Raw genomic sequence first — 15,816 nt, 5'->3', positions numbered from 1 at the left:
TACATGATCATGTGATCGGTACGCGATTCAAACAGCGGCTCGATCACTTTTTCGCGCCATTGCAGCGAGCGGTTCGATGCCGTCACGGAACCGGAGGTTTCAAACTGGGTCGCTGCAGGCAGCAGATACACAGCGCGATTCGGATTGAGTTCCTGACCATCGACTTTCATCGCGGCCATCGCAGCCGTGGCTGACGGATAAGGATCGATCACGACCAGCAAATCGAGTTTGTCGAATGCTTTTTTGATGTCCAGGCCGCGTGTTTGCGAGTTTGGAGCATGGCCCCAGAACAGCATTGCCTTGACACTATTGTCCTGATCAATGTTTTCCGGTTTTTCAAGAACCGCATCCATCCAGCGCGATACCGTGGTGCCGGATTTCTCCATCATGGCCTGCGAAACATACTGTTTCTTCACCCATTCGTAATCGACACCCCATACAGCGCACCAATGCTTCCACGAACCTGTCGCCAGACCGTAATAACCTGGCAGCGAATCAGGGTTCGGGCCGATATCGGTCGCGCCCTGCACGTTATCGTGACCACGGAAAATATTTGCACCACCACCCGAAACACCGACATTACCGAGAGCCAGTTGCACGATGCACGAAGCACGCACCATTGCATTACCGATCGAGTGTTGCGTCTGCCCCATGCACCAGACCAAAGTCGAAGGACGGTTTTTCGCCATCGTTTCGGCAGCCTTGTACATTTCAGCTTCCGTCACGCCGCAGGCATCTTCCACCTTTTCCGGCGTCCAGGTCATGACTTCCGCCTTGACCTTGTCCATGCCGTAGACACGGTCGTTGATGTACTTCTTGTCTTCCCAGCCGTTTTTGAAGATGTGATACAGCAAGCCGTACAGGAATGGAATATCGGTGCCTGAGCGGATGCGAACGTATTGATCGGCTTTCGCAGCGGTGCGCGTAAAACGCGGATCCACCACGATCATCTTGGTGCCGTTCTCTTTTGCATGCAGCATGTGCAGCATCGATACCGGATGCGCTTCCGCCGCGTTCGAGCCGATGTACAACGCAGCTTTTGAATTCTGCATGTCGTTGTAGCTGTTCGTCATCGCACCGTAACCCCAGGTGTTGGCAACGCCGGCGACCGTAGTCGAGTGGCAGATGCGCGCCTGGTGATCGGTATTATTGGTGCCGAAGAAGGAAACGAACTTGCGCAGCAATGCTGCTTGCTCATTATTGTGTTTGGATGAACCGACAAAAAATACGGAGTCCGGGCCGCTGGTTTTTCTGATGTCCAGCATCTTGGCCGAAATCTCGTTCAAGGCCTGATCCCAGCTGATGCGCTGATATTTGCCGTTGACCAGCTTCATCGGATATTTCAGGCGGTATTCGCCATGACCGTGTTCGCGCAGCGCGGCACCCTTGGCGCAGTGCGCACCAAGATTAAGCGGCGAATCGAAAACCGGTTCCTGCCGTACCCACACGCCATTTTCAACGATGGCGTCGGATGCGCAACCGACCGAACAGTGCGTGCAAACCGTACGCTTAACTTCAATTTTGCTGCCCGCCGCCGCAGCTTTACCGCCCTCAGCTGCCCTGGCTTTTTGAATCAAACTCAATTGCGTAACGGCGATCCCGGCACCAATGCCGATCCCGGAACGTTTGAGAAACCCCCGTCTGTCCATTGTCGGCAACGCGCGCGACAGGCTATCGGCAAGACTGGATGTAAAGCGGGCAGGCGAACGCTCTGCAGCGTTGCTTTTGCGAGTTAACAGCATGACGTCACCTCGTAATTAAATTGTGGTGGTACGGTAGTATTTTTTGATGTGCTCGGTGAGGCGGTAACTGTCGCCTTCCGGTTCTTGCGGGGAAATAGCGTTAGTCAGGACGGATGTTGCGGATTCAGGGGCCAGTTTGGCGGCAACGCCAGCGGCTGCGACAAGCCCCAAACCTGCGAAAAAACTGCGGCGGGGGATTTTGGTTTGCTCTGCCATCATCGTCTCCTGTAAGGGGGGGTCAGGACGTAATATGTTTTTTAATTCCTATGCAGCATGTGTACAACTTAGCATACCTTTTAGCAACGTGCACGATTAAAAAAAATAAAATTGCACTTTTTTAGGGCAAAAAAGACCGAAATTGGGAAAAATCATGAAAAATTTACATAGAAAATCAACTGACATGGCTGAACCATACTAATTCGCCATATCGAAAGCCTGCATCTCCACCTCAAAAAATATACGCGCCAGACATGCCACAGGCTTGTAAAAATGCGCATTTTGACTGGCTTCAATTGCTGCACAGCAATCCAGCACCCAGGCACGCATATGCGTATTGAAGAATTTCTCCTGTGCGGCAAGATTTGCATGCACAACATCATCGGATGCAATCAGGTAGCGCATCACTTCACACAAGGACGCCAGATGATCTTCGCTCTCGACTACGCCGTCCGAACGCTGCAAACCAAGTCCGGCCAGATCGGTGCGCAACTCCGCCAATGGTTTTTCCATCAGAAAACCCGACAGGTAAAACGAGCCGTACAACATCACTTCCGGCCGGCCGACTCCGACGAAGAGTTGTTCATACTCTTCCCGCACGTTTTCCTGTTGCGCTGTTTTACAGACAGCAACCAGCTCGGCCCACGCCTGCTCCAGGACGCTTGTACCTTCTACCGGCGCATTGCCTATCGTATCCAGCAAGTCTTGCGAAGGTGGTGCGTACAGCAGTGTCGCCAATAAGCCATACACATCGGCACGCGCAGTTTCTTCACCCTGATCCTGCGATTCAAACTTGATTGATTGAGCGCTTGTCATGTAGTCCTGTCAGGCCTTTCCATTCAATTGAAAACAAAATATCAACACCGTTCCCCGCAAACTCATTTGAAATCGGAAATCGACGATTCCTGCTTGTTCGCCATCATGTCGACCACACGACAGTCAGGGCACATCTTGAGCCTGTTGATATTGCCGGAGAAGGCGCCATGCAAGGACAGCTTGCCCACCATGTTCTCTATCATCTTCGCAGTGCCAAAAGGCTTTTGGCAACTGATGCAATGGAAAGGCTCGGCCTCATTCAATACCTGCAGCTCTTTTGCCGCAGGAGTCAGCAGCAGACGCGGCGCCAGGGTGATGGCATTTTCCGGACAGGTTTTTTCGCACAGTCCGCATTGCACACAATTCTTTTCAATGAAGCGCAATTGCGGTGTATTCGCATTGTCTGTCAGCGCCGATTCCGGACAGGCGCCCACACAGGACATGCATAAGGTGCACGCATCCTGATTGACCACCACCGCACCGTATAAGGAGCCGGCCGGCAAGGCGATCTGTTCGACGCTGCTTGGTGCATGCCGATGCAAATGATCGAGCGCAAATTCCAGCGTGGTGCGCTTGTCTGCCGCCACATTGAAAGTGGCACAGATTTCCGCCGTTTGGGCCGGCGCCAGCGCGTTGACGAAGGTATCCAGCTCGGCCGCCGTATTAATACGGATCAATTGCACATGCACGCCGGCATAACCAAGGCCGGACATGATGGTTTGCGCCAGTTCCATCTGCTGCTGCAAGGCGTCCAGATATTGCGGCGCCTCCTCATCCGTTACCATCACGCTCACATTGGCGGCGCCGTAAGCAAAGGCAGCCAGCCAGACGTCGATGCCGACAGCTGCAGTGTGATGCAACTCAAGCGGAATAATGCGTGCCGGGATTCCATTCCAACCAGCCTTCGCCAAACGGCCCGCCTGTGCGACCAGTGTTGCGCCCTGCCCTTTGCTGTGGAACAGCAGTCCCGCCTGACGACCGCCTGCCTTGGCATAAGTGTTCAACAGCGTCTTCACACGCAAGCCCATCTCCTCAGTACGCGGATAGGCATACGCCATCGCACCGGAGGGACAGACTGTGGTGCAAGCGCCGCAGCCGGCGCATAGATTCGGATTGACCTTGACGTGATTGCCGTTGTGACTGATGGCTTCCGCCGAGCAAATTTCGATACAGGCATTGCAACCGATTTTTCCATTGCGGCTGTGCGCGCACAGCTTTTCCTTGTAGCTGAAGAATTTCGGCTTTTCAAACTGACCCACCATCTGCGTCAGTTTCAGGCTGTCTTCAAACTGCCTCGCCACATCCTGGCCGGGAGCGAAATACCCTTGCGGCAACTGATGCGTATGGACTAGCGGCGTACTGGACAAATCGAATATCAAATCGAATTTGCCGTTACGGTCATTGGCTCCGGCAGTCTCACCTCGCATGAAGTTTATCGCACCGATGCTGCCGCAGGCCTTGACGCAATCGCCGTGCGAACGGCATTTATCGAGATCGACCTGGTAAGTCAGATCGATCGCGCTTTCCGGACAGACTTCTATGCATGCATTGCATCGTATGCAGGTTTCCAGGTCGATCGGATTGGCTTGCTGCCAGTGCACATTGAACGCGCCCAGCCAGCCGTCAATCTTTATCTTCTTGCCCGAAAAACTCGGGAAGCTGCGTTCGCCCAGCATCTGGCTCTCGCTGCCGGATGTCAGCAACACGCTAACATCAACTTGTTCACGCAAACGCTGCGCCCACGGCAGCGCCTGATCGGCAGGCCCGATGATCAGTACATGGCCGGCTGAATCGTAATTGACGATAGGCACCGGCTCCGGATCGGGCAAGGCCGCAACCGCCAGCAGTGCCGCCATTTTTGGCAGTGCCTGTTTGGCCTGCGCACTCCAGCCGCCGGTTTCGCGGATATTGACGAAACGCAAAGGCGCGACCGTGCCCTTTTGCTGCCCCAGTTCGGTAAACAGGCTGCGCTCCTGCGTACACGCCACCACCACATCATCCACGCCGTCCAGCGCTTTCAAATAAGTGCCGACTTCACGCCGGCACAATTCAGTGGCAATGGGGATGGGCGCGGTACCAAGTGCAGCACCAAGCTGCGTACCCGCGGCAGCGTCCAGTGGCATGGTGCGATTGCAATTACAAACTTTGAATTCTGTAGTCATTGGCTGGCTTGTAGATGCTGGCTGAGAAAAACTGTTTTAAACGTCGTCAAGTTTTGCAGATGCGTTGACTGCTTGTGCATCCTCTTCTTTAACGACGTTCTCCTTTGCTGTCTTGCTATCTTGATTTTCGCTGTCTTGATGCTGGTGCTGCTCAGCATAATCTTTTTCCTGATCGACATCAGGAAGTGCTGCAGTTGCTTCCGGCGTCTGCACGCCTTCCTGCGCCATACCATCGAGCGCGGGCTGTGCGCCATCCGGCGCGGCGGCATTTTCTTCGGGGATCTTTTCCAGCAAACTCATTATCGGCGCCTGCAATTGCGACAAGGGGTCCAGTAATGCCTTTGCATGACTCAGAGACGCCAGCAACTCCGGGCTGATCGGTTCAAATTTGCTGTAATCCTCGATATAGACATCCAGGCCATCCATGATGTTGAAATGAGGATTGGAGAACAGTTTCTTCATTGCCGAGCGCTTGACCGACTCATCCACGCCTTGCGTCATGAATGCCGAGTAATCGGAATCGTGCGTCAATTTTTCAACATCTTCCTGCGTTGGCAGAGCTTGGGGCGTTGCATCCCCTGTTGCAAGAGGCTCATCCTTGCCATGGGTTTCAGGCAAGGGTGCGGCCGCGCTATCCTGTTGCGCTTCGTCAGCTGCGCTGGATACCTCGTTTTTCTTTTTCGACCAGCGCGCAAAAAACTCTTCAGCTGCCATTTTTCACACCTTCGGCACGCGCCATCTTGTCAACGCCCTCGCCGCCTTCAAACGATGGCTTCTTGTGTTTTCGCTTCGGTTCGGGATGATAGTAGTCGTGCGTGAAAGCCGTCAGGCGTTCGAGAATTTCGGCAGAAACCGGCAAGGTATCCACGCGTTCGCCACCATCCATCAGGCGTGCCGCTTCGTTGTACGACAGTGTGACCACTTTGGGAACTGCGAGCTCTGCGCCATCCACTTCTTCGATGCGCCACATGACAAACCAGCATGGCGCAGGCGCACTGATATTAAGGAAATATCCTTCCGCCTCGGTGCTGCATAGCGTGACGTCGATACCGGTAAACAGCCAGCGTGTATCGGCAGGATCATTGCGCAGACAATGCGGCGCGCCCGCAGGGCCGACTTGTCCGACGATTTCAATCGGCTGCCATTGAAACGGCTGCCAACGACTTGATAAAGGCGTGCATTGCATGATGACGCCAATGCTGATTGCTTCTGTCTCCATGTTTCCTCATTCCGGCAGATTCTGCCCGTCGTTGCAACGATAGCGACGCTCTCAATTGTGCGCCGAAACTGCAAACCTGATTTTGGTTCAAGCCAAAATTTCAGGATGCAAACGATAAAGGAAAACTATGAATAAATCGCGTGAGCCTATTCGACTCACGCTTTAATAAATTAATGCCTGATGGCAACCATACGCGTAAATACCGGTTGCATCAAGCAATGAACATCAATCGTTCTTGACCACGATGGTTGGAAACTTGGACGACATGTCCTTGGCTTTTTCCGCCACCTTGATCGCAATCTTGCGCGCGATTTGCTTGTAGATCACAGCAATCGGACCATCCGGATCGGCCACTACCGTCGGCTTGCCGGAATCCGCCTGCTGGCGTATCGACATCGTCAGCGGCAAGGCGCCGAGGAAATCCACACCGTATTCGCCACACATTTTTTCGCCGCCGCCGGCACCGAAAATCGCTTCGGCATGACCGCAATTCGAACAGATATGGGTGCTCATGTTTTCCACGATGCCGAGAATCGGAATCCCGACTTTCTCGAACATTTTCAAGCCCTTGCGCGCATCCAGCAAGGCAATATCCTGCGGCGTGGTCACGATCACGGCGCCGGTTACCGGTACTTTTTGCGACATCGTCAATTGAATATCGCCCGTGCCTGGCGGCATATCAACGATCAGATAATCGAGATCGCGCCAGTTGGTTTGTTCCAGCAACTGCGTCAATGCCTGCGTCACGATAGGACCCCGCCACACCATAGGCTCATCTGGATCGATCATGAAACCGATACTGGATACCTGCAAACCGTAATTTTCCATCGGCTCCATGGTTTTGCCGTCGGCACTTTCCGGGCGACCGGAAATACCCATCATCATCGGCTGCGACGGACCGTAGATATCCGCGTCCAGAATCCCGACCTGTGCGCCCTCTGCCGCCAGTGCCAGCGCCAAATTCACGGAAGTCGTGGATTTGCCGACGCCGCCCTTGCCGGACGCCACCGCAATAATGTTTTTAACGTTGGACAGCAACTTCACGCCGCGTTGCGCCGAGTGCGCCACGATATTGGAGTGCACGTTGGCGGTAACGCTGCCCATGCCTTCGATCGTCCGCACGGCGGCAATCGATGCCTTGCGTATACCGTCAATCTGGCTCTTGGCCGGATAGCCGAGTTCAACGTCGAAAATGACGTTGGTACCATTGATCTGGATGTTTTTTGCGGAACGGCTGCTGACTAAATCCTTGCCGGTATTAGGGTCAATTACTGTGGACAATGCCGCTTTGACTGCTTCAATCGTAATACTCATTGGTTCTCCTGAATGTATAGCGCAAGTCTAAACCAAATTGCAGCGTGACGGCTTTGATCAATGTCAAAGTGAACATGCCACCATCCGGTTCACACGATATTTCACTCACGATATGTCGCATAAGAACCTATCGAATGCAGCACCCGCGTTGATTTTTCTGCTTTCGCCCTCATGTGCGATGTGCAGCATTTATCGGCAGCAAGGCAGTAAAACAAGCCCTGCGGATTCGACATGGCGAGTCCGAAGCACTTACAATAGAGACTTAATCGCGGCCACGTCATGACTGAAAAAATAATCCCACTTGCAGACCATCGTTATCTGAACCGGATACCGCTCATCCCGGCGCAACTTGAGGCGCCGAGCGGATTGCTGGCCGACACGCGCGCAAGACCTTTACAGGATTTGCGTATCTCGATTACCGATCGCTGCAATTTCCGCTGCGTCTACTGCATGCCGAAAGAAGTGTTCGACAAGGACTATGCCTTTCTGCCGCATTCATCGCTGCTGTCCTTTGAAGAAATCACCCGCATCGCATCATTGTTCGTCGCACATGGCGTCGAGAAAATCCGCCTGACCGGTGGCGAACCCCTGCTGCGCAAGAATGTCGAAAAGCTGATTGAAATGCTGAGCGCATTACGTACGCCAGACGGACGCGAACTTGATCTGACGCTGACCACCAACGGCTCGCTGCTGGCGCGCAAGGCACAAGCACTGAAAGATGCCGGCCTGAAGCGCGTCACCGTTTCGCTGGATGCACTCGACGACAAGATTTTCAAGCAGATGAACGACGTCGATTTCGCCGTCTCAGATGTGCTGGAAGGCATAGAAGCCGCGCATCGCGTCGGCCTCGGTCCGATCAAGGTCAATATGGTCGTCAAAGGCGGCATGAACGATCAGGAAATCCTGCCGATGGCGCGGTATTTCAAGAACACCCCCTACATCCTGCGCTTCATCGAATACATGGACGTAGGTGCATCGAACGGCTGGAAAATGGATGAAGTCATTCCTTCTGCCGAAGTGGTACGCCGCATCAATGCCGAAATGCCTCTGGAGGCCATTGCCCCTAATTACACTGGCGAAACTGCAGGACGCTGGCGCTACGCCGGCAGCGATGGTGGCGGCGAACTCGGCGTCATCTCCAGTGTCACGCAAGCCTTCTGCGCCGACTGCAGTCGCGCCCGCCTGTCTACCGAAGGCAAGCTTTACACCTGCCTGTTTGCCACCGGCGGCCATGATTTGCGTGCGCTGTTGCGCAACGATAAAACAGATGAGGAAATTTCCACCGTCATTGCCCACATCTGGCGCGCGCGCGACGATCGCTATTCGGAATTGCGCACTGCCAATACCGATTTGAAATCAACGCGTAAAGTCGAGATGTCCTACATCGGCGGCTAACACCTTCGCCCATTCACTCAGTTGCTCATTCAACTGTTCATTCAATTGTTACTGGAATAATTTAAAAAAATGGATACCAGTCAAATTACCGGACTCATACTCGCAGGCGGACGCGGCACCCGCATGGGCACAGTCGACAAGGGCCTGCAATTATTCCGCGACGCACCCATGGCCCTGCATGTACTGATGCGTCTTTCGCCGCAGGTTGGTTATCTGATGATCAATGCGAACCAGAATATCGCGCCATATGAAGGTTTCGGCGCCCCTGTCTGGCAGGATGAATTCCAGGGTTTTGCCGGACCGCTGGCCGGTTTGCATACAGGCCTGACGCATTGCGAAACGGATTACATGGTGAGCGTGCCTTGCGATTCGCCTTTCCTGCCCACCAACCTGGTGGAACGTCTGGCTGCCGGACTGGAAGAAAAGCATGCCGATCTGGCAGTTGCCGTTACCGGCAGCGGCGAATCCAGACAACCGCATCCGGTCTTTTGCCTGGTCAAGGCGTCCCTGCTGCCGCACCTGACACTCTATTTGCAGGAGGGCGGGCGCAAATTCGATAAATGGTATGCATCGCTATCGGTAGCCGAAGTCCATTTCGACGATGAAGATGCGTTCCGAAACATCAACACGCTGGAAGAGTTGCACCAGTTTTCCACCGCTGCACCATGAATTTGCGTTACTCACACATCCTGCGTGATGCCAACCTTGACGATTTAGACGAGCCCATGTCCAACGTTTCTCCTGCCGACCAGAATCCGCCGCGCACGCTCTCCAGCGTGATTAGCTGTCTGTCGGATTACGATCCCGATGCATTGCCGGTGGCGGATGCGCAAGCCATCATTCGCCAGCTCATCCAGCCTGTCAATGCGGTGGAAAAAATTGCCCTGCGCAGCGCATTGGGTCGCGTACTGGCGCTCGATATCGTGTCGCCTATCAATGTACCGTCGCACGACAATTCCGCCATGGACGGTTACGCGCTGCACGGCAGCGAGCTGAACCCGAAGGCGGATTTGAGCCTGAAAATAATCGGCACCGCTTACGCCGGTCGCGCCTACGATGGCAAAGTCGGCAGCGGCGAATGCGTACGCATCATGACCGGCGCCGTGATGCCGGGCGGATGCGATACCGTCATTCCGCAAGAATTTGTACAAGACGCAACTGAGACCGGCATGACCATTCCGGCCGGTGTTGTGAAGCCTGGCGACAACCGCCGCCTGCAAGGTGAAGATCTCAAGGCTGGTACGCCGGCGCTGCAAAAAGGCAAAATCCTCAGCCCCGCCGATCTCGGTTTGCTGGCTTCGCTGGGCATAGGCGAAGTGCCGGTGCAACGTCGTTTGCGGGTGGCATTTTTCTCTACCGGCGACGAACTGCGCTCCATCGGTGAAACACTGGACGAAGGCTGTGTCTATGACAGCAATCGCTATACGCTGTATGGCATGCTGACGCGCCTCGGTTGCGACGTGGTCGATATGGGCGTCATCAAGGATGATCCCGATGTACTCGAAGCTGCGTTTCGCACTGCCTGCGAAAATGCCGATGCCATCATCACGTCCGGCGGCGTCTCGGTAGGCGAAGCTGATTACACCAAGCAGATGATGGCGCAGCTGGGCGATGTCGGCTTCTGGAAAATCGGCATGCGCCCCGGTCGTCCGATGGCCTTCGGTAAAATCGCCTCGAATGGCAAGGAAGCTTATCTGTTCGGCCTGCCCGGCAATCCGGTTGCCGTGATGGTGACCTTTTATTTCCTTGCACGGCAAGCCTTGCTGCACATGATGGGCGCCTCGGCGGTCGCGGCGCCGCCGTTATTGCGCGTCGTCTCACAGGCAGCAATACGCAAGCGTCCTGGTCGTACAGAATATCAGCGTGGCATTTTGAGTCTAAACAGCGAAGGCATACAGGAAGTACGTATCACCGGATCGCAAGGCTCCGGCGTTTTACGCTCGATGTCCGAAGCCAATTGCATGGTCGTGCTGGAACACGACAGGGCCGAAGTGAAAGCCGGCGACCTGGTCGATGTCATCCTGTTTGAGGGATTGATTTAACTCCTGCATTTGCGTCCTGCACTTTACCCTTTGCACCAAAAAGCCTGCACTCTCAACTGAGAAATGCAGGCTTTTCCATTTGAAGTCCCAACAACTCCGAAAATTACATCCTTTCATTTAACAACAAATAACAGTTTTTCCGGATTTTTTTCATAACTTGGTATCTCCAATGCATTATTCGAGATATTCTCGAACTCCAAATAGGAAATTAATAACACATATTTTTCTCATAACTATATTGCTATAGAGGCAATGCGCAACACCACCAGCATGCAGCTATGATGCAATGAAAAAAGCGTTACAAAATTGCTTTTCAGGGGGAATGTCATGCACGGGCCCAATCTAAAAAACGGCACGCACTCAACGCCAACAGAGCTCGCACGTCCCGTCAACATCCCCCCTCGCCCCGCCCTGCTCATCGCCTTGCAGCATGAAATCGCAACGGAAGATCCGTACCTGAAAAAAATCGTGCATTTGGTCAATCGTGATGTCGCCATCGCAGGCAATCTGCTGGCGATGGCGAACTCGGCGATGTTCAACCTGAATCGGCATATTGAAACGGTGGAAGAGGCAATCACACTGATCGGCTTGAACAATTGCCATGCGTTGATCACCAGATTGATGGCACGCAGAATGCTATCCCACGGCAAGATGATGATGCCGCGATTTTGGGATGTGTCTGAAAAACGCTCGTGGGGCATGATGCACGTCGCACGTCAGGTCACGAGCGTTGCACCGGACCTTGCGTATAACTTCGGATTGTTTTGCGATATCGGCATTCCACTCATGATGGCGTCTTTTCTGGATTACGAAGATACCCTCACCGTGGCAAACCAGCTGGAACATCGAGGGTTTGTCGAACTTGAAAACTCGCGTCACGGCATCAACCATGCACTTGTCGGCGCCATGCTGGCCGAACACTGGCATGCCGATCCACTGGTCGTACTCGCAATCAAAAAACATCATTCGTACGAAATCATGTCCGACCCGGCATTTGTACCGGCAATACATGAGCTGATCGCGATCTTTTGTCTGGTGGATCAGGCGATCCAGCAGCATAGACATGCTGTATCGATTGAATGGCTGGAAGGTGGCGAGATGGCAACCGAAACACTCGGCTTGACCGCTGCAGAGGCAGACGATCTTTGTGAGGAATTAAGAATAAGATTTCTCAGTCCCAATATGGGTTGAGTAAAAGAGTCAGGCTTCAGCGGCTTTTTTCACCTTGCCTGTACTCGGTACGCGCGACAGTATTTTCATGCTGTCGTATTGGATGCCTAAAGCTTGCCGGCCTTCTTCAGGCGATAGGTCAAGCCTTCAACAATATCCTGGTTGCCGCTCTGCCGGGCAAAATCGATCGCAGTCATGCCAGCATCGTTTTTCAGCGTAGCGTCCGCTCCTGCATCGAGCAATGTCTTCACCACATAAATATGACCACCACGCGCGGCCATCATCATGGGCGTGGTTTTATTCGGCGATGGCGCATCCGGTATGGCCGCTTTATCCAGCAGCATTTTCACGATATCGTCATCACCGCTTGCTGCCGCATAATGCAAAGGTGTCCAACCACTCCTGTTGACTGCTGCATCCTTGGCCAGCAATGCTGCCACCGCCTGTTTATTGGCCGTATACGCGGCGATCATCAATGCCGTATCGCCGTTATTGATTTTCAGATCCACATCCGTTCCGCGCGCCTGCAGCAAGACGGCAAATACCTTCATTGCCTTTTCACGCACAGCCAGAACCAGACCTGAGTCGCCACGCTCAGGCTCTACCGTGTTCGGATCAAAACCGCGCTGCAACAAAGAAGTAACGACAGCCACATCATCTGCCTTCACTGCCTGAAAATAATCATCATAAGCGCCTGCATACGCCTGCATCGGCAAACTCGCGGCCAGCGATATCGCCACCAACAGTTGCAGAGAGCATCTACGCAAATTATCCGGTTTCCTGTTCGGCATCAGCTCACCGCGCAATCTTGAATAAGTTAAAGAAATTATCCGTCGTCTGCTGCGCAATCCGCTCCAGCGGAACGTCTTTCAGGAGCGCCAGATATTCCGCCACATGACGCACCAGCCCCGGTTCGTTCACCTTGCCGCGATGCGGTACCGGCGCCAGGTAAGGCGAATCGGTTTCGATCAGCATCTGTTCCAGCGGCACTTCGCGCGCCACTGCCTGCAAATCCTTCGCGCTCTTGAACGTCACGATGCCGGAGAATGAAATATAAAAACCCATTTCCATTGCCGCCTTCGCCACCTCCAGCGATTCGGTAAAGCAATGCATGACGCCAGCCGCACCACCCGCATCGGTACCGGCGCCTTCTTCGCGCATGATGCGTATTGTGTCTTCAGAGGCCGCACGGGTGTGAATGATCAGCGGCTTGCCGGTCGCACGCGAGGCACGGATATGTCTGCGGAATCGTTCGCGCTGCCATTCCAGATCGCCTTCCAGCCGGTAATAATCGAGCCCGGTCTCGCCGATCGCTACAATCTTCGGGTGATCGGAGAGGCGAATCAGGTCATCGACAGACGGCTCCGGCGTATCTTCATAATCCGGATGCACGCCGACCGAGGCGTAAATATTGGGATAGCGTTCAGCCAGCTCGAGCACGCTGGGGAAATTCGGCAGATCACACGAAACGCAGAGCGCATGACTGACTTCGTTGTCGGCCATTTTGCCGAGTATCTCCGGCATGCGCGCAACAAGCTCGGGAAAATTGATGTGACAGTGGGAATCGATATACATAGACTGAATTGTACGCGCCAGACAACTTTACTGCGCGCCAACGCCAAAGCAGAAACAGGAAAAGCTGCGTTCGAGTTGCAAAGAAAACTACAGCGTATGCGTAGCCCGCGATGAACCCAGTGCCGCACCCAGTAATTCTTCGATGCGTTGCTTGATGCGCTGGCCGCTCTCGTCGGCGGAAAACTGCACGCCTATGCCTTGCGCCTTGTTGTTGTTCGCCCCGGCCGGCGTGATCCACGCGATCTTGCCGGCAATCGGATATTTGGTCGGATCGTCCATCAAAGTCAGGATCAGATAGATTTCATCGCCGATCTTGTATGGCTTGGTGGAGGGCACAAAGATGCCGCCATTTGCCAGAAACGGCATATAGGCCGCGTACAAAGCGGACTTCTCCTTGATCGGCAAAGACAATACCGACGGGCGACCCACTGCGGGATTAGCTGCTGCAATCGGGGCATCTGCCATCATGAACCTCTCAGGAAAAAAGCGTCGAATAATCCAGCAACATGTCTTCTATAAACAGCTTGGGCGCCAGCGGATGATCGGCAATTGCGCGCCGTTCATTGAGCATCTTGATCGCTTGCAGCAAGGCGCCAGCATCGGCACGTGCAGCCAACGCAGCCAATTCTTTTTTGTAGCGCGGATAGTAACGGATTGTGCCGGAAAGTTTGACGGAAAGCACGTCATACAACCAGCGTTGCAACCACGCGACTAATTCCGTCACCGGTATTTTTTGCAAACGCTCGGCAGTTTTCAATGCCGCATCGACGCCAGGCTGTGCCAGTTGCTGCAAAAATTCATCCAGCGTTTCACGCGCACCGGCTTGCGAGGATGCCAGCGCGGCGAGCGGCGCACCGCCCTGCTCGGCCAGCCAGCTGTCGGCGTCTTTTACCTGTTGCGCCTGCAGCCACTGCAAGGCTTCTTCGCTTCCCGGCATCGCCAGTGCAAACTTGCGGCAACGCGAGAGTATCGTCGGCAGCAGGCGATCAATGCTGTTGGTCGCCAGCAAAAACATCGTGTTTGGCGGCGGCTCTTCCAGCATTTTCAGCAAGGAATTGGCAGCTGCCGTATTCAAGGCTTCGGCCGGATACAGCGTAATCACACGCATGCCGGAGCGATGCGTGGAAATATTCATGAAGTCGGACAAGGCACGGATCTGGTCGATCTTGATTTCCTTCGACGGCGCCTTGGTCGATTTGGATTTCTTGACGTCACCCGCTTCAGCGTCTTCGCCTTCTGCAGATTCGCCATCATCCAGAATTTCCGGACGTACGCGACGATAATCGGGATGGCTGTATTGCCCGAACCAGCCGCAGGCATCGCAAGTGCCGCATGCATGCCCATCGGCGGCCGGCGTTTCGCACAGCAGCGATTGCGCGCAGGCTTCGGCAAAAGCTGTCTTGCCTATGCCTTCCGGTCCGTGAAAGAGAATTGCGTGCGGCAGGCGTTCACGCAGTTTCTGCCACTGCTGCCAGGAAGCGTGCTGCCAGGGATAAGGAGTATTCAAGTATCGAGTCCTGCGATGATGTCGCGCAATTGTTCCTGTATCGTCGCGATAGCCTGCGTCGAATCGATGATACGGAAGCGTTGCGGGAATTCGGCGGCGCGACGCAAGTATTCCGCGCGCGTGGCGGCGAAGAAATCCGCTTTCTCCTGCTCGAACTTGTCCAGCGTACGCGTTGCATCCAGCCGCGCGCGCGCCACATCCAGTGGCACATCGAACAGCAAGGTCAAATCGGGTTGCAGATGCGGATGCACCCATTGCTCGAGCGCAGAAAGTTTTTGCCGGTCCAGCTTGCGGCCGCCGCCCTGATAGGCAAAGGTCGCATCGGTAAAGCGGTCCGAAATTACCCAGTCGCCGCGCGTCAGTGCCGGCTCGATAACTTGCGCGATGTGTTCGCGCCGCGCCGCAAACATCAGCAAGGCTTCGGTTTCCAGATGCATTTTTTCATGCAACAGGATAGTACGCAGCGCTTCGCCCAGGCTGGTGCCGCCCGGCTCGCGCGTGATGACTACGTTTTTTTTACCTGCACGCAGCAAGTCGGCGACGAACGATAAATGCGTGGATTTTCCCGCGCCGTCTATTCCTTCAAAGGTGATGAATTTTGCTGTCGTCATGCCACTGCCATAAAAGTGTTACTCGTTATTTTTGCTGACTTGTTTGC

16 protein-coding genes are annotated in these 15,816 nt (G+C 54.3%); 4 read left to right on the top strand and 12 right to left on the bottom strand.

The window, feature by feature from the left end; all coding sequences use genetic code 11:
• From ABWP27_RS08535 to apbC, 7 genes are all read right to left on the bottom strand, one after another.
• Window positions 1-1,742 (bottom strand): molybdopterin-dependent oxidoreductase (locus ABWP27_RS08535; protein ID WP_353155661.1); only part of this gene is annotated, 1,742 nt, incomplete at its 3' end.
• 15 nt (window positions 1,743-1,757) lie between these two features.
• Window positions 1,758-1,958, bottom strand: a complete 201-nt coding sequence (locus ABWP27_RS08530; RefSeq protein ID WP_353155659.1) for a hypothetical protein — start codon at window positions 1,956-1,958, stop codon at window positions 1,758-1,760.
• 198 nt (window positions 1,959-2,156) lie between these two features.
• Window positions 2,157-2,774, bottom strand: coding sequence for a TorD/DmsD family molecular chaperone (locus tag ABWP27_RS08525; RefSeq protein ID WP_353155658.1), 618 nt, complete (start codon window positions 2,772-2,774; stop codon window positions 2,157-2,159).
• Between the two features lie 62 nt (window positions 2,775-2,836).
• Window positions 2,837-4,936, bottom strand: a complete 2,100-nt coding sequence (locus tag ABWP27_RS08520; protein ID WP_353155656.1) for a 4Fe-4S binding protein — start codon at window positions 4,934-4,936, stop codon at window positions 2,837-2,839.
• A 36-nt stretch (window positions 4,937-4,972) separates the two neighbouring features.
• Window positions 4,973-5,650, bottom strand: a complete 678-nt coding sequence (locus tag ABWP27_RS08515) for a DUF3306 domain-containing protein (protein ID WP_353155654.1) — start codon at window positions 5,648-5,650, stop codon at window positions 4,973-4,975.
• Window positions 5,640-6,155 (bottom strand): DUF3305 domain-containing protein, encoded by a 516-nt coding sequence (locus ABWP27_RS08510; RefSeq protein ID WP_353155653.1) that lies wholly within the window; start codon window positions 6,153-6,155, stop codon window positions 5,640-5,642. The genes ABWP27_RS08515 and ABWP27_RS08510 overlap by 11 nt, the downstream gene beginning before the upstream one ends.
• Before the next feature lie 225 nt (window positions 6,156-6,380).
• Entirely contained in the window at window positions 6,381-7,469 is a 1,089-nt protein-coding gene (gene apbC, locus ABWP27_RS08505) for an iron-sulfur cluster carrier protein ApbC (RefSeq protein WP_353155651.1), read from the bottom strand.
• Between the two features lie 279 nt (window positions 7,470-7,748).
• On the opposite strand from apbC, the gene moaA reads away from it, so the two are divergent.
• The 4 genes from moaA (at window position 7,749) to ABWP27_RS08485 (ending at window position 12,097) form a co-directional block, all read left to right on the top strand.
• Window positions 7,749-8,864 carry a GTP 3',8-cyclase MoaA gene (gene moaA, locus ABWP27_RS08500; protein ID WP_353155649.1) on the top strand — a complete coding sequence of 372 codons (1,116 nt, stop codon included), beginning with the start codon at window positions 7,749-7,751 and terminating at the stop codon, window positions 8,862-8,864.
• A 69-nt stretch (window positions 8,865-8,933) separates the two neighbouring features.
• The gene (mobA, locus tag ABWP27_RS08495) at window positions 8,934-9,533 is read left to right on the top strand and encodes a molybdenum cofactor guanylyltransferase MobA (protein WP_353155647.1); all 600 of its coding nucleotides are present in this window, start codon (window positions 8,934-8,936) and stop codon (window positions 9,531-9,533) included.
• Window positions 9,534-9,589: 56 nt separating this feature from the next.
• Window positions 9,590-10,906 carry a molybdopterin molybdotransferase MoeA gene (gene moeA / locus ABWP27_RS08490; protein ID WP_353155663.1) on the top strand — a complete coding sequence of 439 codons (1,317 nt, stop codon included), beginning with the start codon at window positions 9,590-9,592 and terminating at the stop codon, window positions 10,904-10,906.
• A 327-nt stretch (window positions 10,907-11,233) separates the two neighbouring features.
• Entirely contained in the window at window positions 11,234-12,097 is an 864-nt protein-coding gene (locus ABWP27_RS08485; protein WP_353155645.1) for an HDOD domain-containing protein, read from the top strand.
• Between the two features lie 86 nt (window positions 12,098-12,183).
• On the opposite strand, the gene ABWP27_RS08480 is transcribed toward ABWP27_RS08485, so the two are convergent.
• The 5 genes from ABWP27_RS08480 to tmk all read right to left on the bottom strand — a co-directional run bounded on the left by ABWP27_RS08480 (window position 12,184) and on the right by tmk (window position 15,769).
• Window positions 12,184-12,843 (bottom strand): ankyrin repeat domain-containing protein, encoded by a 660-nt coding sequence (locus tag ABWP27_RS08480; protein ID WP_353155643.1) that lies wholly within the window; start codon window positions 12,841-12,843, stop codon window positions 12,184-12,186.
• 28 nt (window positions 12,844-12,871) lie between these two features.
• A complete protein-coding gene (locus ABWP27_RS08475) occupies window positions 12,872-13,651 on the bottom strand; it encodes a TatD family hydrolase (protein ID WP_353155641.1) in 780 nt (259 codons plus the stop codon).
• A gap of 87 nt (window positions 13,652-13,738) precedes the next feature.
• On the bottom strand, window positions 13,739-14,116 hold the full coding sequence (locus ABWP27_RS08470; RefSeq protein ID WP_353155640.1) for a PilZ domain-containing protein: 378 nt from the start codon (window positions 14,114-14,116) through the stop codon (window positions 13,739-13,741).
• Window positions 14,117-14,126: 10 nt separating this feature from the next.
• Window positions 14,127-15,158, bottom strand: coding sequence for a DNA polymerase III subunit delta' (locus tag ABWP27_RS08465; protein WP_353155638.1), 1,032 nt, complete (start codon window positions 15,156-15,158; stop codon window positions 14,127-14,129).
• The gene (gene tmk / locus ABWP27_RS08460; protein WP_353155636.1) at window positions 15,155-15,769 is read right to left on the bottom strand and encodes a dTMP kinase; all 615 of its coding nucleotides are present in this window, start codon (window positions 15,767-15,769) and stop codon (window positions 15,155-15,157) included. Before tmk ends, ABWP27_RS08465 begins: the two co-directional genes overlap by 4 nt.
• Between the last annotated feature and the right edge of the window lie 47 nt (window positions 15,770-15,816).

Source organism: Herminiimonas fonticola (genome assembly GCF_040395855.1).
Lineage (GTDB): Bacteria > Pseudomonadota > Gammaproteobacteria > Burkholderiales > Burkholderiaceae_D > Oxalicibacterium > Oxalicibacterium fonticola_A.
The sequence above is the reverse complement of the archived record's forward strand: the minus strand, read 5'-3'. Positions and strand labels throughout refer to the sequence as shown.